This is a genomic window from Desulfoluna sp. CYM3A (assembly GCF_056829965.1).
The window spans coordinates 3705422-3726879 of sequence record NZ_CP186556.1 but is presented as its reverse complement, the minus strand read 5'-3'; the positions used below and the strand labels follow the sequence as shown (position 1 = coordinate 3726879).

The 21458-nt window shown below is 59.2% G+C and carries 15 protein-coding genes, 1 tRNA gene and 1 pseudogene; 12 read left to right on the top strand and 5 right to left on the bottom strand.

Annotated features, from left to right (window positions below; genetic code table 11):
* The first annotated feature begins 130 nt into the window (after positions 1-130).
* The 3 genes from ACOYW1_RS18970 (at position 131) to ACOYW1_RS18960 (ending at position 3711) form a co-directional block, all read left to right on the top strand.
* Positions 131-634 carry a hypothetical protein gene (locus tag ACOYW1_RS18970; protein WP_482419295.1) on the top strand — a complete coding sequence of 168 codons (504 nt, stop codon included), beginning with the start codon at positions 131-133 and terminating at the stop codon, positions 632-634.
* On the top strand, positions 628-2940 hold the full coding sequence (locus ACOYW1_RS18965; protein ID WP_482419294.1) for a hybrid sensor histidine kinase/response regulator: 2313 nt from the start codon (positions 628-630) through the stop codon (positions 2938-2940). Before ACOYW1_RS18970 ends, ACOYW1_RS18965 begins: the two co-directional genes overlap by 7 nt.
* 534 nt (positions 2941-3474) lie before the next feature.
* Complete coding sequence (locus tag ACOYW1_RS18960) at positions 3475-3711, top strand: hypothetical protein (protein WP_482419293.1); 237 nt, start codon at positions 3475-3477, stop codon at positions 3709-3711.
* A gap of 219 nt (positions 3712-3930) precedes the next feature.
* Here the strand turns inward: ACOYW1_RS18960 and ACOYW1_RS18955 are convergent, their stop codons facing one another.
* Together ACOYW1_RS18955 and ACOYW1_RS18950 are read right to left on the bottom strand one after the other, a co-directional pair.
* Positions 3931-4437 (bottom strand): DUF1841 family protein, encoded by a 507-nt coding sequence (locus tag ACOYW1_RS18955; protein ID WP_482419292.1) that lies wholly within the window; start codon positions 4435-4437, stop codon positions 3931-3933.
* A 201-nt stretch (positions 4438-4638) separates the two neighbouring features.
* On the bottom strand, positions 4639-6042 hold the full coding sequence (locus tag ACOYW1_RS18950; protein WP_482419291.1) for a sigma-54 interaction domain-containing protein: 1404 nt from the start codon (positions 6040-6042) through the stop codon (positions 4639-4641).
* An 834-nt stretch (positions 6043-6876) separates the two neighbouring features.
* Here ACOYW1_RS18950 and ACOYW1_RS18945 point away from each other — a divergent pair.
* From ACOYW1_RS18945 to ACOYW1_RS18905, 9 genes and pseudogenes are all read left to right on the top strand, one after another.
* Entirely contained in the window at positions 6877-8163 is a 1287-nt protein-coding gene (locus ACOYW1_RS18945) for a thiolase family protein (protein ID WP_482417364.1), read from the top strand.
* Positions 8164-8399: 236 nt separating this feature from the next.
* Positions 8400-9236, top strand: coding sequence for a 3-hydroxybutyryl-CoA dehydrogenase (locus ACOYW1_RS18940; protein ID WP_482419290.1), 837 nt, complete (start codon positions 8400-8402; stop codon positions 9234-9236).
* A gap of 874 nt (positions 9237-10110) precedes the next feature.
* Positions 10111-10689 carry a 4Fe-4S dicluster domain-containing protein gene (locus ACOYW1_RS18935; protein WP_482417363.1) on the top strand — a complete coding sequence of 193 codons (579 nt, stop codon included), beginning with the start codon at positions 10111-10113 and terminating at the stop codon, positions 10687-10689.
* A pseudogene (locus ACOYW1_RS18930) lies at positions 10670-10876 on the top strand (hypothetical protein); the annotation flags it as partial. The gene ACOYW1_RS18935 and the pseudogene ACOYW1_RS18930, both read left to right, overlap by 20 nt.
* A 73-nt stretch (positions 10877-10949) precedes the next feature.
* Positions 10950-11507: a hypothetical protein gene (locus ACOYW1_RS18925; RefSeq protein WP_482419289.1), complete on the top strand. Its 558-nt coding sequence runs from the start codon at positions 10950-10952 to the stop codon at positions 11505-11507.
* Between the two features lie 682 nt (positions 11508-12189).
* Positions 12190-14568 (top strand): methyl-accepting chemotaxis protein, encoded by a 2379-nt coding sequence (locus ACOYW1_RS18920; RefSeq protein WP_482419288.1) that lies wholly within the window; start codon positions 12190-12192, stop codon positions 14566-14568.
* A gap of 233 nt (positions 14569-14801) precedes the next feature.
* The gene (locus tag ACOYW1_RS18915; RefSeq protein ID WP_482419287.1) at positions 14802-17462 is read left to right on the top strand and encodes a DEAD/DEAH box helicase; all 2661 of its coding nucleotides are present in this window, start codon (positions 14802-14804) and stop codon (positions 17460-17462) included.
* A 247-nt stretch (positions 17463-17709) separates the two neighbouring features.
* Positions 17710-17952 carry a hypothetical protein gene (locus ACOYW1_RS18910; protein ID WP_482419286.1) on the top strand — a complete coding sequence of 81 codons (243 nt, stop codon included), beginning with the start codon at positions 17710-17712 and terminating at the stop codon, positions 17950-17952.
* 117 nt (positions 17953-18069) lie between these two features.
* Positions 18070-18753, top strand: a complete 684-nt coding sequence (locus tag ACOYW1_RS18905) for an SWIM zinc finger family protein (RefSeq protein ID WP_482419285.1) — start codon at positions 18070-18072, stop codon at positions 18751-18753.
* 64 nt (positions 18754-18817) lie between these two features.
* On the opposite strand, the gene ACOYW1_RS18900 is transcribed toward ACOYW1_RS18905, so the two are convergent.
* The 3 genes from ACOYW1_RS18900 to ACOYW1_RS18890 form a co-directional block, all read right to left on the bottom strand.
* A tRNA-Met gene (locus ACOYW1_RS18900) sits at positions 18818-18894 on the bottom strand.
* 1014 nt (positions 18895-19908) lie between these two features.
* Positions 19909-20265, bottom strand: a complete 357-nt coding sequence (locus ACOYW1_RS18895) for an Hsp70 family protein (RefSeq protein WP_482419284.1) — start codon at positions 20263-20265, stop codon at positions 19909-19911.
* Between the two features lie 104 nt (positions 20266-20369).
* A complete protein-coding gene (locus ACOYW1_RS18890; RefSeq protein WP_482419283.1) occupies positions 20370-21185 on the bottom strand; it encodes an Hsp70 family protein in 816 nt (271 codons plus the stop codon).
* Between the last annotated feature and the right edge of the window lie 273 nt (positions 21186-21458).

The window sequence follows — 21458 nt, the reverse complement described above, 5'->3', positions numbered from 1 at the left end:
CGGCGGAGGTGTGGCCGGGTTGCCTGGGATGGTCAATGTTCATGGGTCGGTGCCTTCGCACGCTTTTATGAAACTGGTTGTTCTCCCGGGGTTCCGGTGCCTTCCGGAATTCAGCTAAAACAGTGGCTGCATGAAAGTAAATCCCATTACCCTTACATTTTCCGGCGAGGACGCCCAGCTTGAAGAGGCTTACCTGGCCAGGGATCACGAGAAGTACATCTGGCAGGTTCGCATTGTCCTGGTCCTTGCCGCCATCTTCTATATCCTCTTCGGGTTTATGGATGTGGTGCAGGTGCCGGAGCTGCTGCCGACGTTTCTCATGATCCGGTTTGCGTTTTTTCTGCCGGTGGTGGTGCTGGTGCTCTGTGTCTCCTTTACCCGGCTTTTTGCACGCATTCAGCAGCCGCTCCTGGTGGCGGTTCTCCTGACCGGGGGCACGGGAATCATCATGATGTTGATCCGGGCCCCTTCCCCGGTGGGGTACACCTACTTCCCCGGCTTGATCCTGGTGTTCATGTTCGGTTACGGCTTCGGCCGCCTTTCGTTTTTCTGGGCCAGCCTCTCCTGCTGGTTCCTCACGGGGCGTACACGGCAGCCGCCCTCTTCTTTTCGGATGTCCCGGTCAAAGTGGTGATCAACAACAACTTTTTTTTCGTCACCGCCAATGTCGTGGGGATGGCCTCCAGCTACATGTTCGAGTACTTCAACCGCAAGAATTTCTGCATCTCCTGCCAGCTTGAAAACGAACGATGGAAGGCGCGTCAGGCCAATCTGGAGCTGGAGCACCGGGTCCAGGAGCGCACCGCCCAGCTGGCCACCATCAACAAAAACCTTCGCGCCGAGATCGAGGAACGGAAAAAGGTGGCCCGGGAACTCCGGGAGATCCACGGCGAGCTTGAGCTCCGGGTGGATGCCAGGACCCGGGAGCTGGTTCGCATGAACGACGAACTCTCCCAGGCCAAGGAGGCGGCAGACCAGTCCGCCCGGGTGAAGACCGAGTTCCTGGCCAACATGAGCCATGAGATACGGACCCCCATGAACGCCATCATCGGCATGAGCGACCTGGCGCTGAACGAAGAGATCACCCGGGACCAGCGGCGTGAGTACCTGGATATCATCCGTACCTCGGCCCGATCGCTTTTGGGGATCATCAATGACATTCTCGACCTGTCCAAGATCGAGGCGGGCAAGCTGGACCTTGAAGCCACTCCCTTTGATATCAGCAGCCTGGTGGAGAACATCTCCTCCATGTTCCTGGACCAGATCAATGAAAAGGGGCTCGAGTTCATCATCGACATCGGTGAAGGGCTTCCCGAGCGTCTGGTGGGGGATCCCCTTCGTCTTCAGCAGGTGCTGGTGAACCTCACCAGCAACGCCGTGAAGTTCACCGAAGAAGGGGAGATCACCCTGCGCATCACCGTGACCCGGGAGAGCGAGACGGAGGTGACCCTGATGTTTGAGGTGGCCGACACGGGCATCGGTCTGGACGCAGGGACCAGCGCGGTCCTCTTCGACGCCTTTGCCCAGGCAGACGGCTCCACCACCCGGAAGTACGGGGGCACGGGCCTGGGGCTGGCCATCTGCAAGCGCCTCGTGGAGATGATGGGGGGAAGCATCAAGGTCGCCAGCACCCCGGGGGAGGGCAGCTCCTTTGCCTTTACGGCTCCCATGGCCCGGGATACGTCCGCGCCCGCGGCATCCTCCTTTGACATGCCGAGCCACCTTCAGACCATGCAGGTGCTGGTGGCCGAAGGCAACATGACCTTGAAAGGGGTGCTGGAGCGGATGCTGGGCTCCTTCGGGTTCGGGGTGGAGAGCTGTGAGACCGGCGAGGAGACCCTCAGTCGACTGGGGGGCACCCACGGTATCGACCTTCTCATCGTGGACATGAACCTGCCCGATACGGACGGGGTGGCCTTGGCCCGGACCCTGGCCCGCCAGGAGGGCAGGCGTCCCCGGGTGATTCTTCTCGATGCCTTCAGTGTCGGGGCCAGCCTTGACGGAAAAATCCGGTACGGCATCGACCGGGTGGTGACCAAGCCCCTGAGGCCTTCCACCCTGTTTGACGCCATCATGGAGACTTTTGGGGAGGCCGTTGTCTCCCGCAACCTCTCCTTTGCCGAGTCATCGGGGCTCTCCGGTCACTTCGGTGGGGTGGAAGGGGCCACGGTCCTTTTGGTGGAGGACAATCGCATTAACCAGATGGTGGCCACCGAGATCCTCACCTTTTCCGGTATCCGGGTGGAGATCGCCGAAAACGGCCTTCAGGCCATCGAACGGGTCAAGGAGAAGACCTACGACGCCATCCTCATGGACATGCAGATGCCCCAGCTTGACGGCATGGAGGCTACGCGAATTATCCGCAACGAGCTTAAGTTTACACGGGTGCCCATCATCGCCATGACCGCCCATGCCATGGAGGGGGACCGTGAAGCGTGCCTGGAGGCGGGCATGGACGATTACATTCCCAAGCCCATCGACCGGGAGCGGTTGATGGAGGTCCTCTCCCTGCACATGAACCGTGCCTCCGGTGATGCGGTGCACGAGGCCGTCTCGTCCTATGACCCCACGCCTCAAAAGGCTTCCGGGACTTCCGGGGACACAGGCTCCTTGCCGGTCTTGAACGTCGAAGAGGGGGTTGAGCGCATCGGCGGCAGCCATGAGATCTATCGCTCCATCGTGGAGAAGTTCGTGGCCCTCTACACCGACCGCCTGGTGGAGATCCGTGCCATGGTCAGCATCGGGGATTACTCCCGGGCCGCCCATGAAGTGCATGCCATCAAGGGGGCGTCGTCCAACATCTCCGCCACCTTTCTGTTCGCCATGGCCCGGGAGCTGGAGTTTGTCCTGAAGACGGGCCATGAAGCCGAGGCCCTTGCGGGGGTGGATGCCCTGGAGGAGGCTTTTCTGGGGGTTCGGGAGGCCGTGGACGGGCTCTGATACCTGGGAACGCTCGGCCCACGGGTCGGTTTCAAGGTACTGAAAAAATCGAAGAATCTTTTGTGGCCCCGGTTGGGGTATGGTATACTTTCTTCCATAGAGGCAGGTGTGCGACAGGACAGACACATCCCCTTTTCTATGGGTTTGATCCCGCCTGATTCACTTACGTTACATATGACGGTTTTCCCCTGGCTTTGTTTTTTCCGGCAGGTCCCCCACGATGATCCCTTGACCCTGCGTGTGCGCGTTTCCCATGCGCTCCTATCATGATGTCGCACCCCATGCGACTTCCCATGCACGTCGAACACGGCGGGGACCCTTACGCCCACTCGGGATAAGGTGACCACGGCAGATGAAATTGAACAGATGAGAATTCCTGCATTCGGCCGTTATGCATGGAGACCAGGTGTGATGGATACGGTCTGCGTTAAGCCCGGCCCGCAGAGGTTGCGGGCGAAGACGGTCCCCACTGACGGCGACTCCCCTTGCTGTCCGGTATACCTGCCTTTTCTATGAGGAGGACGGAGGTGTTGTATGAATGTCTTCACGGATGAGAGGCACAACAAACGCATGCACATTCCAGGAACGATTCAGTACTCCAGGCCCCCGGCCGGTGACTACATGGATGCCGATCTTCTGGACTGCACGGACAGGGGGCTCTGCTTTCGGAGCACCTGCCCCTACCTTCCCGAGACGCCCCTGGTGATTCGGTCAACCAACCGGAAGGCCCCACAGATGCAGAACGCCAAGGTGGTGGACAGCCGTGAGTGAAGAACCACTCGGGAGAACCCCGCATACAGCGTGGGGGTGATCTTTACCAGCTGACCTGTGAGACGGTTGGTTTTACGGCAAGGATGAAAAAAGGCCCGCGGACCCGAGGAAGGCCCCCGGCCCCATGCCCCTTGAACGGGGGAGACGATGAAAGACGGCTTGAGAAATGAAGATCGGCCCGCCGCCCGCTGCAAGGGAGGCGGGGCTTTTTTTTATCGGTCAGGACACGGTCTGGACGAATTCCCTGTTCAGGTCCGCGTGGATTTTTTCCGGCGTCTTGGTTTTGTATTTTTTCAGCAGGCGGCTGTATTTTTTCATGTCCGGCTCTCCGCCCTGGCTTTTGCCTTCCAGGATCAGGGGGAAGAAGACGGCGCACAAGAGGTGTTGGATGGTGTGCTCGTCGAGCCCCTGTTTTTTCATGGCGTTGGTGAACGCAACGATTTCCAACGGGTCCTTGCGGACCACCTGGACCTGAACAAGGCCGTGGAGGAGGATGTGAAGGTAGGGGTTCACGCCCTGGCCCGGTTGGTACTCATGGGTCTCGGGGTGATCCACCCCGTCCACCTCCTTGGCGAACATTGCTTCGTGATCCCGGATGATGTCGGCATAGAAGCGTTTCATGCCGTTGAGTTCATCGAGCCTCTCGTCTTTGACCAGCGCCCAGAGGGCGCACATCTCTTCCCGCGAGGGTTGGAAATCCTCGGTGCCTGCCTGTGTCGTGTCCATCTGTCACCTCAATTGCCGGAGTCGGGTTTGCGGCTGTTTTAGACCGAATGTAAAAAAAGGCAGGCTACCTTGTTTGCTCAAGCCGTGTCAACCGGGGAGTCGCCACGTGGAGGAGACCGGTGTCCACAGCCCGCAGGCAAGATGGATGCCTGCGGGCACCGTTTCCTGCCCATGCTCCGGGCCGTGGGGTGGTGAGGGGCCTTAGGCGCTTTTGGCGATGATGCCGTATTTGTCGATTTTTTTGTAGAGAAGGGTGCGGTGGATTCCCAGGCGACGGGCGGCCTTTGCCTTGTTAAAGCTCTCCTCCCGCAGGGTGGCGGAGATGATGTTCTTTTCCGCGTCGTTTAAGGCCTCTTTCAGGGAGGAGTGGCGCAGGGTCTCTTTGCGCTCGCTGTACTGCTGCATGCAGAAGGGCAGGTCGTCCTCGGTGAGGGCGCTTCCCATGGAGGCCACGGCACGTTCCAGGCAGTTGGAGAGTTCCCGCACGTTGCCCGGCCAGGTGTAGCCGGAGAGGAGTTTTTCAGCATCCGGCGAGAGGTTCACGCCGTGGAGACCTTCCTTGTCGGCGATGATGGCCAGCAGGTGGCGGCTGAGCAGGGGGATGTCTTCACGCCGCTTGCGCAAAGGGGGCAGATGCAGGTGGATAGTGGGTTGGATCCGGTAGTAGAGGTCGCTTCGGAAGCTTCCGTCGCTGACCATCTGGGCCAGGTTGCGGTTGGTGGCGGCGATGAGCCGGAAGTCCGAGCGGATCACCCGGGTGCCCCCCACGCGTTCGAACTCTTTCTCTTCCAGGACCCGCAGCAGCTTGGGCTGCATCTCAAGGGGAAGCTCCCCGATCTCGTCAAGGAAAATGGTGCCCCGGTGGGCCATCTCGAATTTTCCGGGCTTGCCGTCGTTGCGGGCCCCGGTAAAGGCCCCTTTCTCGTAGCCGAAGAGTTCGGACTCCATGAGCTCCCGGGGGATGGCCGCGCAGTTGATGCGTATAAAAGGGTGGACGCTTCGCCTGCTCTCATGGTGGATGGCCTGGGCGAAGATCTCTTTGCCGGTGCCGCTCTCCCCTGTGATGAGCACTGGGAAACTGTTGGAGGTGGCGGTCAAGGCTTCTTTTTTAATGCGGTGCATGGGCTTGCTCTCCCCCACGATACTCTCAAAGGAGTAGCGGGTGGAGCGCAGGTGGCGAAGCTCCTGCTCGTAGTGCTTTACCTTGGACTCCAGAAGGGAGTACTTGCGGGCAAGGCTTGCGATCTGGCGGATGTCCTCAAAGATGACCTGCCCCACGGCAGCCACCACTTTGCCGTCTCGTTTGACGGGGATGCGCCGGGCCAGAACCTGCTGGTTGTTGATGGTCTGGACCTGGTTCATCTCGGCTTTGCCGGTCTGGGCGACGATATGCAGGCGGGAATCCCCCAGGATCTTGGTGCAGTGGGTCCCGATGATGGCGTCGTAGGACACGTCCAGGAAATCCAGATAGGGCTTGTTGATGTCGATGATGTAGCCGTCCGGGTCCACCACCACGGTGGCACCGTAGGTGTAATCGAAAATCAGCTGGTAGTGGTCGATCTCTTCCTGGAGCTCTTCAATGATTCGGTCGTTATCGCGTTGCATAGGCCTTTCAAACCTTGTGGGGACCCTTGCCGGATCCCATCTGTATCTTTTTTACGACACTTTTGGGTGTATCATGGATGCTATATGTCGCATTTTTGATACAGTGTAAAGCTCTTTTTCCTGTTATGATGCCATGGGCGGGGTTAACTGCCCGGTATTGCGTCTGTTCCCGGTGTGTTGTGCCTTTCGGGAGGCGCCGGTTCCCCCCATGGGGCAGGGGACGATGTTTTTCGAAGAATCATCGGGTTTTACCACAGGAGAGGGAAGGATACCACAGGAATTCGCTGATTTTACTGGCGTATCGGTGCCTTTGTGAGGATTGTCCTGTGGTATCGATGGGTTGATACGTGGTATCGCCGTCGCTACAGGCCCATGATAGCGGGGAATTCGTGTATTCTATGGAAAATCGCGTTAAGTAATTGATAACACGACCGAGGGGAGGAAGTTTGGCTGACATGGCACAACAATTGCTTTGACCTCAGGACTGTAATGCACGTGCGCCGGCCGGGGGGAAGACCCCGAAGGTACCCGGCGGGGAGGAGCTGCTCCCCGGTCGATTGTCAGGCCAGGTCGCACGGGTGGTTCGGGACGCAACGGAGCGCCCCGGACAGATATTCGCACCATGGCCCCCTTGGACGGCCCGTGCGGATGCGAGGCATAGAATCATTCGTACACGGTGATGTGCACTGGCGCTTTTGTTTTCCGGACTCCCACGTGCCGGCGAAAGCAACGGGGCGCATGCGTCACATCAGGTGGCAGCCGGTGCGGATCCAGTGATGGCCCCTTATTTTTGCGAAAGCGGTGGGGTGCCATGTAAAGGAGTAAGTGAGATTTATGAAAAACGCAGTGATTGTTTGTGGAGCGCGTTCCGCTGTCGGGACCTTCGGTGCCGGTCTCAAGAGTGTCAAGGTTGCCGATCTCGGAGCCGCGGTCATGAAAGACCTGTTCAAGAAGGCGGGGCTTCGTCCGGTTGCCAGTGATGAGATGCGGGCCTGTTGTCCTGATGCGCTGAAGGATCAGGGGCTCACCGAACTGGAAGCCAAAGGGTGTGACTGGGACGAGGGTGCTATTCCCGTTGAGGTGGACGAAGTGATCATGGGTAACGTACTCCAGGCCGCCCAGGGGCAGAACCCTGCGCGCCAGGCCATGATTCGCGCCGGATTTCCCAAGGAGATTCCCACCTTCTCCCTGAACAAGGTGTGCGGCTCAGGCCTCAAGGCCATCGCCCTTGCCGCCCAGTCCATCATGACCGGTCAGGCCGATGTGGTCATGGCAGGCGGCATGGAGTCCATGAGCAACGCCCCCCTGGCCCTTCCCAAAGCTCGCTGGGGACACCGCATGGAGCTCACCGGCGTCGGTGAAGTGACCGACCTCATGGTCTTTGACGGGCTGTATGAGATTTTTTACGGCTACCACATGGGGATTACTGCTGAAAATATCGTAGAGAAATACGGGATCACCCGTAAAGAGCAGGATGAGCTTGCTCTTCTCTCCCATAACCGTGCCCGCAAGGCCATCAAGGACGGGGTCTTCAAAGACGAGATCACCGACATCGTGATCAAGTCCCGCAAAGGAGATACCATCTTCAATGTGGATGAACGACCCATGGAGACGTCCATGGAGGTTCTCTCCAAGATGCGCCCCGCCTTCAAGAAGGACGGCACGGTCACCGCAGGCAACGCCTCGGGAATCAACGACGGCGCGGCTGCCGTCCTCGTCATGAGCGAGGAGAAAGCCAAGGAACTGGGGCTCACCCCCATCGTCAAAATCAAGGGATTTGCCTCCGGCGGCCTCGACCCGGCGTACATGGGCTTAGGGCCCATCCCCGCCGTAAGAAAGGCTCTCGGCCGCCTGAACATGGGCATTGCCGATATTGACATGATTGAACTCAACGAAGCATTTGCTTCCCAGGCCATCGCCTGCATGAGAGAGCTGAACATCCCCATTGAAAAGCCCAACCAGCTGGGCAGCGGGATCTCTCTCGGGCACCCCATCGGGTGCACAGGCGCCCGTCAGATGGTCACCGGTATGAACCTCATGAAGAGGGAAGGTCTGTCCACGGGCCTGATCTCCATGTGTATCGGTGGCGGCATGGGCATGGCCATGGTGATTGAATCGTAACAAGTCATACGTTCGTGTTGGGATCGGGTGTGTTGACGCAGGCACCCCCGGTTAGCCCGGCAGGAGAAGCTTGGCCCCCCGCTCCGAGCGACGGGTCCCTTTGGGGACCCGACGCAAGGGGTGGGGGCCACAGCCTTACGAACACGTGATCTGACCCGGACAGTTCGCACTGAAATAACGCAGTCGGTGGTTCAATTTCCGGTGACACAATTATTCGATTTAGATTGGGTGAGATTATGAAGATTATGGTTATTGGCGCCGGTACCATGGGCGCAGAAATTGCTCAGGCTTTTGCACAGAAAAACTTTGACGTGGTGTTAAGGGATATCAACGAAGAGGCCGTCGCCAAAGGGCTCGCAGGTATGACCAAGCGCCTTGATCGCCTGGTATCCAAGGGCAAGATCGAAGCCTCTTTCAAAGACGAGGTGCTCTCCAGGGTGACGGGCTCTGTGGATATCGCGGACGCCGCCTCCTGCGGCCTCATCGTGGAAGCGGCCGTGGAGAACATGGAGATCAAAAAGGCGATCTTCAAGGAGTTGGACGGGGTCTGCCCGGCAGAGACCATCTTTGCCACCAACACCTCGTCGCTCTCCATCACCGAGGTCGCCTCTGCCACGGGACGGCCCGACAAGGTGATCGGGATGCACTTTTTCAACCCCGCCACCATCATGAAGCTGGTGGAGATCATCCGGGGCATGACCACCTCCGATGAGACCTATGCCATCATCAAGGAGGTGACCGAAAAGATCGGCAAGACTCCGGTGGAGGTTGCCGAAGCCCCCGGGTTTGTGGTGAACCGCATCCTGATCCCCATGATCAACGAAGCCATCGGGATCTACGCAGAGGGCGTGGCCTCCGTTGAGGACATTGACAGCGCCATGAAGCTCGGGGCGAATCATCCCATGGGGCCCCTGGCCCTGGGTGACCTCATCGGTCTGGATGTCTGCCTGGCCATCATGGATGTCCTGACGGTTGAAACCGGCGACCCCAAATACCGCGCCCACACCCTGCTCAAGAAGTATGTGCGTGCGGGCTGGCTGGGTCGAAAGAGCGGGCGCGGCTTTTACGACTAGGCGAGAGCACCACCCGCAAGGGCATAGGCAAGCTGTCGACGGCCTGTACGGCGGGCTGGGTTTCCCCCGTATAAGGCACCATGGACCGTGTCGTGTCGCTTTTGCAGGCGGGCATCCTTTTGCTTGGTGAGCAAGAGCGGCATGGCTCCATGGATTGTTAGAAAAAATAGAGGTGTAACCATAGAAAAGGCTTGAATTCTATGAGTAAACCGTGATAAAAGACCTTCTCTACAAGCAGTAACGCTCACAACGATGTGTGGCGCTGTAAAGGCGATGAAGCTTGCTGAAGGGACTTAAGACTGACGATTCCTTCTGCGGGCTTTTTTTGTCTTGATATATACCGGTGGGGAAACTCTCCTCCACGCTTTGGGAAGGGCGTGGGGAGGCGGTTCCGACGTCACCGAAGACGGACGACTGAAAAGACCAGAACAAAAAAAGTGATCCTTCGCATGCGATGCATCGGCGATGCACCGAGAGGTGGCGTTCGTCCTGAATGGGGTGAAGGTAGAAATTAAGCGGTGCAGGCCGGCGCCTTATCCGACGGGAAGCTTCGGAGACGGTATTTCGCGACGATTTTTGGTCGCGTGACATCCGCCCCGGGGAAAGGGGTAAGATGCTGAACATGTTGGATGCGGGCCTTTGTCAGCCTGCAAGGAAGGGACAATCCAATGCAAGGTTCCGGCTCCGTTCGGCCGGTCCCCGTAAGGTGACGCTTCGGGGCGCTTTGTTGGGTTGAGAATCACAGGTCCGGTGTTCCCGGTCGAGATGGGAAATCGCCCTTGGGCGCTTTCAATGGAGCATTCGGATAAAAATACGAGCACCGTCGGGGCAAGGGTCCCGGGTGCTGCCAGATACTCGGGGGGTCGTGCCTGGCATGATGTTTCGGGAAAAGAGGTCAGCAACGATGAACAGTACAGAACCCATTCGCATAGAGGCGGGCTTCATGAATGAAGTCACGGAAAGAAGTGGACAGATGTTCAGCTCCTGCTTTCAATGCCGCAGCTGTTCGGGTGGATGTCCCATGGCTGAGGAGATGGATTACCTGCCCAACGAAATCATTCGCATGGTCCAGTTGGGTTTGAAGCAAGAGGTCCTGGAGAGCCGGTCGGTATGGCTCTGCGTCGGGTGCCTTGCCTGTGTGTCCGAATGCCCCAACGGGATCAGTCTTCCGGAAATGATGGATACCCTGCGCCAGATCGCCCTTGAAGAAAAGGCGGAGGTCAGGGAGCCCGAAGTCGTTGCGTTTCATCAGGAGTTTCTTGGTCAGGTCAAGCGCTACGGAAGGTTGTACGAGCTGGGCTTCATGGCGCGCTACCGCATGAAATCTTTGCCGGCCTTACGGGATATCCCCAACTATATGAAGTTTATGTTTTCAGGGCGCTTGAGCCTTCTGCCCGAGCGTATCCACAAACGCGTGGACATGAAAAAGCTCAATGAGGTGTGTCATGTCTAAGGCGGTTAAGCGCACGATTCCCGTGGGGAAAAGACGGATCTGTATCTACCCGGGCTGTTCTCTGACGGCCAGCTCCCGGGACTTTGCCGACGCCCTGTTCCAGATGGCCAAAATGGCCGGGATGTGGGTTGAGGAGCTCAAGGACTGGAACTGCTGCGGCGCTTCACCCGCCCACAGCGTCAATCCCGAGTACGCCACCCTTCTATCCGGTCGTAACCTCATCCTTGCCCAGAAGCAGGGGGTGGAAGAACCTGTATGTGGTGTGTCCCAGCTGTTACATCCGACTCAAGGAGTCCATGCACAAGCTGGCCAACGACGAAGCCCTGCGCGACAAGCTCTTTCAAGCCTACGGCACCCGGTACACCGGCGAGGTAAGGGTGCGCTTTTTCCTTGAGGCCCTGGAGCCCGGGGACGAAGCCATCTTCAAAGACCGGATGAACCACTCCCTGGAGGGGCTCAACGCCGTCATCTACTACGGCTGCCTCATGTCCCGCCCCGAGCGTGTCACCGGCTTCGACCTCAAGACCTACGAGTCCAGCATCATCAAGTTCGTTGAAAACACCGGGGCCAAGGTGCAGGACTGGGGCGCTTCCAGCCGTTGCTGCGGGTCTCACCTGGCCGTCTCCCGGCCGGACCTGGCCGATCGCCTTGTGGATCGCATCCTGGAGCAGGCCAACCAGGCCCAAGGCCAACTGCGTGGTGACATTCTGTCCCCTGTGCCAGGTGAACCTGGAGATGCGCGGCACCGCCAAGAACAGGCTCCCTGTCTTTTTTATCCCCGAACTGGCCGGATTTGCCTCGGGGGAGGAAAAAGCTGAAAAATGGGCCCGTCGCCACCTGGTGAACCCCATGCCCCTGCTCAAGACCAACCGGATCCTCTGATCCGGTGTGAAACATAACTCTGAAAGAAGATGCCGCCTGCGCGGCACCTTCTTTTAGGTGCTCTGGTTTGAAAGAGACAGACTAAGGAACGCTCGTGCCTTGTTCGGATGCCGCCAGGGCTCCGGAAGGCCTCTTGCGATTTTCTCACCCACCCACGCATGCAGCGTCTTTGTCTGTTTTTTTTAAAAAAGCCCCCGGTTTTTTACCGGGGGCTTTTTTGCGTTTGGGCCAAGGGTGCGACGGTTCCATGGGGGCGTTGTATGTGGCCTGAATAAGACAGAGTTTTACTTGTGCGATAAGCGGTGAAATGTTGCGAACCTGCGATACCGCTCAGAAAACATCGATGAATTACAAGGGGATTTGCCGGTTTTTGATGCTGCTTGTTCTTAATGCTCAGTATTAAGTTTTGCGGCGCGATGCCGATACATAAGACATACGACGGGTTTGTTGACGACGACGCAGTGTTTACTGTCCCCGTTTCATTTTTCTGTGATCGATGTTGTGGTGCCTGAACGGTGGTTCAGTGCGGAGTGCGCGCGTTGACAGGGGCATCAGGAGACCGGTGATGCGCCGTCAGCCGACAACCCACCTTGAGAACGCTGCAATGGAGGATCGTGGATGTTTGTGACAGTCGGGCTTAAGAAGAAGTTGATGGCAGGGTTTACGCTGGTTGTCGGGGTGCTGCTGCTGGTGGGCCTCACGGGGTATTTCAGTTTGAACCGGGTGATCCACAAGGCGCGTGAAGGGAGCATGACCCTGGAACTGGATGTGGCCATGAATGCCCTGAGCGGCAAGCAGAGTGCCTATACGGCAGAGGGCAGCCCCGAACAGTACGATGCCCTGAGTCGGGGGATCGAAAGCACCGGGGAAAAGGTGTCCGAGCTGGAGGAGGCTCTCGGCCAGACAGAAGCGGTCAAAAACCTCAAGGACGGCGGGGATGCTTACGTCACCCACCTTGCGTCCCTGAAAAAGGCCAAGGAGACCAAGGCGGCCCTGCTCCTGGAGCTCCAGAAGAGTGCCGGTGAGGTCCACGCCGTGGTCACCGATGAGGCTGTGGCTGCCCAGGAAGCCATCCGGAAGGAGGTGCTGGAGAGCAGCTCGTATTATCTGAAAAAAATGGCCTTCTCGTCGGTGCGAAACCTGGTCGACGTGGCCCACGGGGCCGTGGAAAACATGCTCATTTCGGGTCGTCCCAAAAAAGAGGCCCTGAACATGATCCGCAACATGCGCTTTGACGGCAACAACTACTTTTTCGTTGTGGACTCCTCGTACACACTGGTCACCCACGGGGGCAACCGGGCCCTGGAGGGCATGGACTACTCCAAGATTACCGATCCAAAGACCGGCAAGGCCTTTGTGGTGACCTCCGTGGACGGGGCCGTGGAAAAAGGGGTTTCGGTAACCGAGTACCATTTCACAAAGCCTGGCATGGGGGAGGCGGTTTTTCCCAAGGTGACGGTGGCCAAATATTTTAAACCCTGGGACATCGTGATCTGCGCCGGAGTGTACGTGGACGACATCGAGACCGCCGGGAAAGAGCTGGGCGGGGTCATTGGCGACGGCTTTCAAAAGCTCCAGGAGATCGACCGGGTGGGATCCGTGCTCAACGAGGCGCGCCTGGCCGTTCTTTACTACATCGTGGGCGGTGGGTCTGCTGACAGGGTCAATGCGCTTCTCTCGGAACTCACGGAGCTTCCCTCGGCAACCGAGCTCATGAAAACCGCGGTGCAGGGCTACATGGCGCACTGGGACGATTATGTGGCGGAAGATCATCTGGAGGCAACGGTGGGCAGTGACGCCCGGGACGTTATCGAAGAGCTCTCGGACAAGATGGGCACCATGGCTGCGGAGGCCGGAACCGATTTTGCGGACACGGCCGCCAGGGGCAAGATGGTCATCGCGTTGTTCATCGTCCTGGGGGTGGGTCTGGCCGTGGGGGCCGCCGCGTTTCTCATCGTGTCCATCACCACCCCGTTGCGACAGGCCAGCGCCATGCTGCGGGATATCGCCGAAGGGGAAGGGGACCTTACTCAGCGCCTCTCCGTTTCAAGCAACGATGAGCTGGGAGATATGGCCCACTGGTTCAACGCCTTTGTGTCCCGGCTTCAGGCCATGATCGGAGAGGTGGCCGCCAACTCCGGCACCCTGGCCCTCTCTTCCGAGAGCCTGACGGGCCTGGCTGCCCAGATGGCAGGGGGTGCCGAAGCCACCTCCGGGAAGTCCCACGCCGTGGCTGCGGCCGCCGAGCAGATGAGCGCCAACATGGAAGATGTCTCCAGGGAGACCGTGCAGTCCGCCTCGGCCATCAACTCCATGGCCTCGGCAACCGAGGAGATGACCTCCACCATCGGAGAGATCGCCCAGAACTCAGAGTCGGCCCGCACCATCACCGGAGAGGCTGTCACCCAGGCCAGGCGAACCAAAGAGAAGGTCGGGGCGTTAGGGGAGGCGGCCCTGGAAATCGGCAAGGTCACCGAGGCCATCGCCGAGATCTCCGAGCAGATCAATTTGCTGGCCTTGAACGCCACCATTGAGGCGGCCCGGGCAGGGGAGGCGGGCAAGGGCTTTGCCGTGGTGGCCGACGAGATCAAGGAGCTGGCACGGCAGACCGCCGCCTCCAGCCAGGAGATCAAGGAGCGCATCGGCGGAGTCCAGGCCTCCACCGACGACACGGTGAACGAGATCGACGCCATTGCAGGGGTCATCGACAGCGTCAACCAGATCGTCATCACCATCGCCGCGGCCATTGAAGAGCAGTCCGCCACCACCGTGGAGATCTCGGGCAACGTCAACCAGACCTCCACCGGCATCCAGGCCATGACCGAGAAGGTGCAGGAGAGCTCCGGCGTATCCCGGGACATGGCCCGTGAGATTGCCGAGGTCAACCACACCGCAGGCGAGATGACCGAGGTGAGCGCCAGGGTCAACACCAACGCCGAAGAGCTCAAGGGGCTTTCTGATGAGCTGAAGGCACTGGTGGGGCGGTTTAAGGTGTGATGTAAGGGGGAGGCATAAAGGTTAAAGGGCTAAAGGCAAAAGGCTGAAGGGCAAAAGGCGAAGGGATGCTCTTCGCCTTTTGCTTTTTGGGAAAAACAGTTGACCCGTGAGGGACCTTGAAAATAAAGTGGCTGCCATGGGATGAAGCATGGCGAAACAGCCTGTATATAAGGGGATGTTTCACCTGATAGCGATGATATGGAAGCGGAGTGATAGCGATAACGATGGGTTCGATGTTAACACTGGCCGTCATGCCCGACGGGGGGCTTCTCCCGGAGTGGGCCGAGGCGAAACGATCTGTCCCCAAGGCCGTGGAACGGTTCCAGAAGGACCTTTACCGGCGCTTTGTCGAGGCAAAGGAGAGCTGGCTCTTTACACTGGGGTGCCTTGAGGTCCCGGCCGGCGCCGACCCCTCCCTTTTCTGGGGGGCTGCCGTGGCCAAAGACTATGTGGGAGGGCTGGTGCGCCTCTCCGATCTGGAGACCCTCCGCGGCTCGGCCCGGGTCCCCGCAGAGGCCCATCGCATGGCCGCCCACCTTGCCTCGGTTCCCATGATGGTGGGGGCGGACCGGGTGGACGACGACCTGCTGGCGTCCATGTGGGACGAGCTGGAGGCCGGTTTTTCTTCACTGATGGCTGATCACAAGGGAAGCGTGGCAGAGTTGTTCGCGACCCTTAACCCCGGGATTCATCTTGCCGGACGGGTCTTTTTCCACCTTGTGGAGAACCGCAATGGCGACGAACCCTTTGCCTTTATGGCCACCTATTCCCAGGCGGGTGAAAACGGCACCCGTCATCTGCCCATGTCCCGCGCCCTGGATGAGTTCGAGGACGACGCCCTGGTCTCCCTTCTGACAACCGTCTACCGGGCCTCGGACAAAAGCGAGCTGGTGGCGGACCTCGTGGACAGCGGGGAGCTCTTTTATCCCCTGGCCTGGGGACCGGACGAGGCTTTCGCGTTTTTAAAAGAGGTCCCCTTATGCGAATCCTGCGGGGTGATCTGTCGCATCCCGGACTGGTGGAAGCCGTCGTCGTCCCGCGTGGGGGTTCGCCTCTCCCTGGGGGACAAGGCCCCGCCCATGGTAGGGAAGGGGGCGCTCCTCGCCTTTTCGCCGGGCATCATGATGGGCGAGCTTGCCCTCACCGAGGAGGAGGCACGGGAGATCCTTTTGGAGAGCGAAGGTCTGGCCTTTTTGAAAAATCGCTGGGTGGCCGTGGACCATGCCAGGCTGGCCCAGGCCATCGATGCCTGCGAGCGTGCCCGGGGCCTTGTGGAGAGCGGGCTCACCATGTCCGAGGCCATGCGCCTCCAGCTTCGGCCCGACAGCCTCCTGGGCGACGCCCTGGGCCAGGTGCCCTGCGAGGTCTCCCGGGGGGAGTGGCTGGACGCCACCCTGGCCAGGCTGGAGCATCCGGGCCGGGCCCCTGAGACCCCGGTGGCCAATGGGTTCAAAGCCACCTTGAGGGGCTACCAGCAGCAGGGCCTGAACTGGCTGGGGTTTCTCGATGAGCTGGCCTTTGGCGCCTGTCTTGCCGATGACATGGGTCTGGGAAAGACGGTTCAGCTTCTGGCATTTCTAAGCAGCCGACAAGAGAGAACCGGGCCGTCCCTCCTTGTGCTTCCAGCCTCCCTTGTCACCAACTGGCTGAACGAGATCCGTACCTTTGCCCCGGACCTCCGGGTGTTTACGGCCCACCCCGATTACGTGACCGCACAGGAGGGCCGCACCCTGGCCTCCGAGAAAAAACGGCTGGCCGCAGAGGGGCCGGAGGCTCTCAACGGCCTGGACCTTGTGATCACCACCTACACCCTGGTGCAGAAGTATGCCTGGCTCAAAGAGCACGTCTGGGGCTGCCTGATCTTAGACGAGGCCCAGGCCATCAAGAACCCTGCTACCCGTCAGACCCGGTCCGTCAAAGAGCTCAACGCCCGCCAGCGCGTGGCCATGACCGGCACCCCGGTGGAGAACCGCCTGGGGGATCTCTGGTCCCTCTTTGATTTTTTGAACCCCGGCCTTTTGGGTACGCGCACCGAGTTCGCCGAGTTTTCCAAAAGCCTGAAATCAGACCCCGAGGGCTACGCCCGGCTGAGAAAGCTCATCTCCCCCTTTGTCCTGCGCCGCCTCAAGACCGACACCTCCATTATCTCGGATCTTCCCGACAAGGTGGTGATGAAGAGCTATGCAGGTCTTTCCAAAAAACAGGTGGTGCTCTATCGCAAAGGCGTGGCGGATCTTGCCCATCGCCTGGAGACTGCCACGGGCATCGCCAAGCGAGGCCTGGTGCTCTCTTCTCTCATGAAATTCAAGCAGCTCTGCAACCACCCGGACCAGTACGTGGGCGAGGGGGCCTTTAAGGAGAGCGAGAGCGGCAAGTTCCAGCGGCTCCGGGAGATCTGCGAGACCATCCTGGAGAAGCGGGAGCGGGTGCTGGTCTTTACCCAGTTCAAAGAGATGACCGAACCCCTTCGGGCCTTTCTGGAAGGGGTCTTCGGCCATCCGGGCCTGGTGCTCCACGGCGGGGTGCCCGTGGGCAGGCGGGCCGAGCTCATCGACACCTTCCAGGCCGACGCCTACTGCCCCTTTATGGTGCTCTCCCTCAAAGCCGGGGGCGTGGGTCTCAACCTCACCCGGGCCAACCACGTGGTCCACTTCGACCGGTGGTGGAACCCGGCCGTGGAGAACCAGGCCACGGACCGAGCCTTCCGCATCGGCCAGACCAAAAAGGTGGTGGTGCACACCTTTGTTACCAAAGGCACAGTAGAAGAGAAAATCGACGCCATGCTTGAAGCCAAGCGCGACCTCGCGGATCAGGTGGTCTCCCCGTCGGGCGAGGCCCTGGTGACGGAGATGTCCCGCGAGGAGCTGGTGGAACTTTTTACATTGGCATCGTAATCTGAACAAAATGGGTACAAGGCAGCTACTCAGCTTGCCTCTATGGCTAACGCAGGGTTAAGAGGGCTCAGGAAAAACGGAAAACGAATGCCTCCGGCGGCGAGGTGCCCGCTTCGAAAGCAGGTTGCGAATCTGGATGGAAACCGAACTTGTTCTTGAAGCCTGTTTATTAAACTTTTTAAAAGTTTAGCCCCCGGCAGGGACGCCGGAGGCAACAGTGACGTGAATAATTACACAAGGGGTCCCCATGGGATACTACGGATTTCCAAAATACGTGTCGGTGGCCGAGAAACGGGCCAAGGCCGAAAAGAAACTCAAGCAGCTGAAGCGCAAGCATCCGGATATCTCCCCTGTGGTTATCCAGGGAAAGGCCCTGGCGTCGAGCTGGTGGGGCAAGGCGTGGAACAATAACCTGGAAGGGTACGCTGATTACGCCAACCGCCTGGGGCGAGGCAGGAGGCTGGCTGGCACGGGGCGGTTCTGGACTTGAAGGTCGAGGCTGGCAAGGTGACGGCCCTGGTCATCGGCAGCGAGCCCTATCCGTCTCGACGACGTCCGTATTCGGGCCATCTCCGTACCGAACTGGCTGGCCCTGAAGGAGGCCGCCGTGGGCACCATGGACTCGGTGCAGGACCTCATGGCAGGGCGCATGCCCAAGGCTGTAGGGGAGCTGCTCACCCAGAAGGGCAAAGGGCTTTTTCCCACCCCCAAAGAGATCTCCTTTACCTGCAGCTGCCCGGACAGCGCTTCCATGTGCAAGCACGTAGCCGCCTGCCTCTACGGGGTAGGGGCTCGCCTGGACGAGGATCCTTCCCTTTTGTTTCTGCTTAGAAAGGTGGAGCTTCAGGAGCTCATCACCGAAAAGATGACCCGGGCCAGGGGCACCCTGCGTCGCAAAGCCGTGAAAAAGAGCGACAAGGCCCTTAAAAAGACCGAAGGGCTCTCGGAGCTCTTTGGTATTGATCTGGGCGACGAAGAGACGCCTCCGGTAGTGAGCAAAAAAACAGCCGCTTCCAAGGCCGGGGCCAGGGCCCAAAAACTCCGGGCCGCCTCCGGGAAAAAGACTGCACCCAAAAAACGCCCGGCCAAAAAGGCCACGCTGCCCGAGGGCATGACCGCCCCCATGAAGAAGCTGGCAACCCTCTTGCAAAAAAAGACGAACGGCGTGCCTGTGGCCGAGATGATCGCCACCTCGAAGATGGAGCCCCAGAAAGTGCGCAACACCTTGTATCAGATGAAACAGAAAGGGTGGGTGACGTGCCCGTCCCGCGGGGTGTATCGGCTGGTGTAGGGTGGGATTGATAAAAACAAAAAAGGCCCGGAAGAATCATCTTCCGGGCCTTTGTATTTTTTAGTGGTAGCGGGAAGCGGATTTGAACCACTGACCTTCGGGTTATGAGCCCGACGAGCTACCAGACTGCTCCATCCCGCAACAACGAGGCAGACACTACATGGGGGGCTCTTTGAAGTCAAGGCATTTCGTGGGAACACGGAAAAAAAGGTTATCACCCTGGTCGTGGTGTGTCACCCGTAGGATGGGCAAAGCGGAGCGTGCCCATCTTTTTCACGGAGACCCCGTAGCTTCCCACCCCACAGACCCTTTTCGGCACACGTGATGGGCACGGCACGAAAGGCGTCGTAATCCCAACAGGTGCGGGCTTGCCTTTGCCCATCCTACGCCCCCCGGTTTATCATCCTCATTTGCCGAGTGCCACCCGTAGGGTGCCGCGCAAAGCGGAGCGTGCCCATCATTTTCACGGAGAACCCGTAGCTTCCCACCCCAGAGAACCTTTTCGGCACACGTGATGGGCACGGCACGAAAGGCGTTGTAATCCCAACAGGTGCGGGCTTGCCTTTGCCCATCCTACGCCCCCCAGGTTATTATCCTCATTTGCCGAGTGCCACCCGTAGGATGGGCAAAGCGGAGCGTGCCCATCTTTTTTACGAAGAGCCCGTACCTTCCCACCCCACAGACCCTTTTCGGCACACGTGATGGGCACGGCACGAAAGGCGTCGTAATCCCAACAGGTGCGGGCTTGCCTTTGCCCATCCTACGCCCCCCGGGTATCATCCTCATTTGCCGAGTGCCACCCGTAGGATGGGCAAAGCGGAGCGTGCCCATCATTTTCACGGAGAGCCCGTACCTTCCCACCCCACAGACCCTTTTCGGCACACGTGATGGGCACGGCACGAAAGGCGTCGTAATCCCAACAGGTGCGGCTTTGCCTTTGCCCATCCTACGCCCCGGGTTATGCCACCCGTAGGATGGGCAAAGCGGAGCGTGCCCATCATTTTCACGGAGAACCCGTAGCTTCCCACCCCAGAGAACCTTTTCGGCACACGTGATGGGCACGGCACGAAAGGCGTTGTAAACCCAACGGTAGCTGCCTTTGCCCATCCTACGCTTCCCCCGGTTATCGCTCCCGGTGGCTGTGTGTCATCGGCCCTAATGGGCTGTGAGGTAACTGCTGCACCCCAAACCGTAGGCAACGCTTGTAAAGGCGTCCTGGCTGTCGATTTTTTGGGTACCGAAGCGGCGCACGAAGAGGTCCCGAATCTTGAGGATATGGGAGGACCCACCGGTGAGAAAGACGGTGTCGATGTCGTCGGGGCCGAGGCCTGCCTGGGTCATGACGGAGTCCACGCAGGCTTCGATTTTTTCCACGTCCCCGTGGATGATCTCATCAAACTCGCCGCGGGCAAGGGGCTCGGAGATGGCCAGCTGGCCTTCCTTGAACCGGATCAGGGCGGACTCGTCGGTGGAGAGGCTGCATTTGGTCTTTTCGATGGCCCGGAAAAGCAAATAGCCGTAGTTGTCCTCGATGAGGTTCTGGAGGTTTTCGATGAGCCGGGGATTGTCCGCCCTGTGGTGGATATCCTTTAAGATGGCCTCGATTTTGGGGTGCCTCAGGTGGGGGATCTGGTGCCACTGCTTGAGCTGGAGACGATGTCAGCGGGCAGGGTGAAGTCGTCGTAGAGGGCTTTGACCCGCACTTCTTTGCCGAAATAGGGGGCCACCTTGTGCCACATGATGGCCGAGTCAAAGGTGTCGCCGCCGATGTAGACCCCGCCCAGGCCCAGCACGTCGTCGCGCCGGTTTTTGCTTTTTCCGGTGTTGCCGCCCCTGGCCCTGATGATGGTAAAATCCGAGGTACCGCCCCCGAAGTCACCGACCAGCACGGTTTTTTCCTCGCCGTCTGCCAGAGTGTTCTCGTAGGCAAGGGCCGCTGCAATGGGCTCCAGCTGGAAACGCACGTCCGTAAACCCGGCCAGCTCTGCGGCCTTTAAGAGCCTGCGGTTGGCCAGCTCCTCGCACTCGGGGTCTTCGGAAAAGACCACCGGGCGTCCCAGCACCAGGCTGTCGGCGGGTTTGCCCACGGCTTTTTCGCCACGCTCCCGGATGGTGCGCAGGATCATGCCGATGAGCTGCTCCAGGGTGTAGGTCTTGTTGCCCACCTCGGTTTTTTCAAAGCTGGCGTCGGGTAAAAAGCTTTTGATGGACTGGATGTAGCGGCCGAAGGCGTCATTTTCGATGTACTGGTTCACCGCCTCCTGGCCGGAGAAGAACTGGCGTTCTTCGTCATCGTAGTAGATGACCGATTTCAAGGTGTTGCCGGTTTCGTTGTACCGGTCGATGTCGATCATTGAGACCTTGCCGTCGACATTGGCCGAAAGGGCCGAGTTGCTGGTTCCAAAATCCAGTCCGAATACCACAGACGTCATACGCTTCACCTCGAAACATAGGCGCGGGGCTGCCCTGGGGGGCGTGCCGCAGGCCTTATCACAAAAAACCGGTGCGCAAGGGAACTTGTGCACCGGCCGGGGGCTTCTTCTTAAATTGAAGATCGGGAATTTACACCAAGCCATGGCAAATGGCAAGCCTTCCGGGGCAAACGCGTTTAGATTTTGCCTCCGGCGGCCCTGCCGGGGGCCAAACTTTTGAAAAGTTTGACAAACAGGTTTCGTTTTTACCGAAACGTTTTTGCGGAGTTTTTT

Coding starts and splice junctions, on each gene's coding strand:
- ACOYW1_RS18950 (WP_482419291.1), bottom strand. CDS start 6,042: ATGCAACGCGATAACGACCGAATCATTGAAGAGCTCCAGGAAGAGATC.
- ACOYW1_RS18920 (WP_482419288.1), top strand. CDS start 12,190: ATGTTTGTGACAGTCGGGCTTAAGAAGAAGTTGATGGCAGGGTTTACG.
- ACOYW1_RS18910 (WP_482419286.1), top strand. CDS start 17,710: ATGGGATACTACGGATTTCCAAAATACGTGTCGGTGGCCGAGAAACGG.
- ACOYW1_RS18960 (WP_482419293.1), top strand. CDS start 3,475: ATGAATGTCTTCACGGATGAGAGGCACAACAAACGCATGCACATTCCA.
- ACOYW1_RS18945 (WP_482417364.1), top strand. CDS start 6,877: ATGAAAAACGCAGTGATTGTTTGTGGAGCGCGTTCCGCTGTCGGGACC.
- ACOYW1_RS18890 (WP_482419283.1), bottom strand. CDS start 21,185: ATGACGTCTGTGGTATTCGGACTGGATTTTGGAACCAGCAACTCGGCC.
- ACOYW1_RS18955 (WP_482419292.1), bottom strand. CDS start 4,437: ATGGACACGACACAGGCAGGCACCGAGGATTTCCAACCCTCGCGGGAA.
- ACOYW1_RS18935 (WP_482417363.1), top strand. CDS start 10,111: ATGATGTTTCGGGAAAAGAGGTCAGCAACGATGAACAGTACAGAACCC.
- ACOYW1_RS18970 (WP_482419295.1), top strand. CDS start 131: ATGAAAGTAAATCCCATTACCCTTACATTTTCCGGCGAGGACGCCCAG.
- ACOYW1_RS18940 (WP_482419290.1), top strand. CDS start 8,400: ATGAAGATTATGGTTATTGGCGCCGGTACCATGGGCGCAGAAATTGCT.
- ACOYW1_RS18915 (WP_482419287.1), top strand. CDS start 14,802: ATGTTAACACTGGCCGTCATGCCCGACGGGGGGCTTCTCCCGGAGTGG.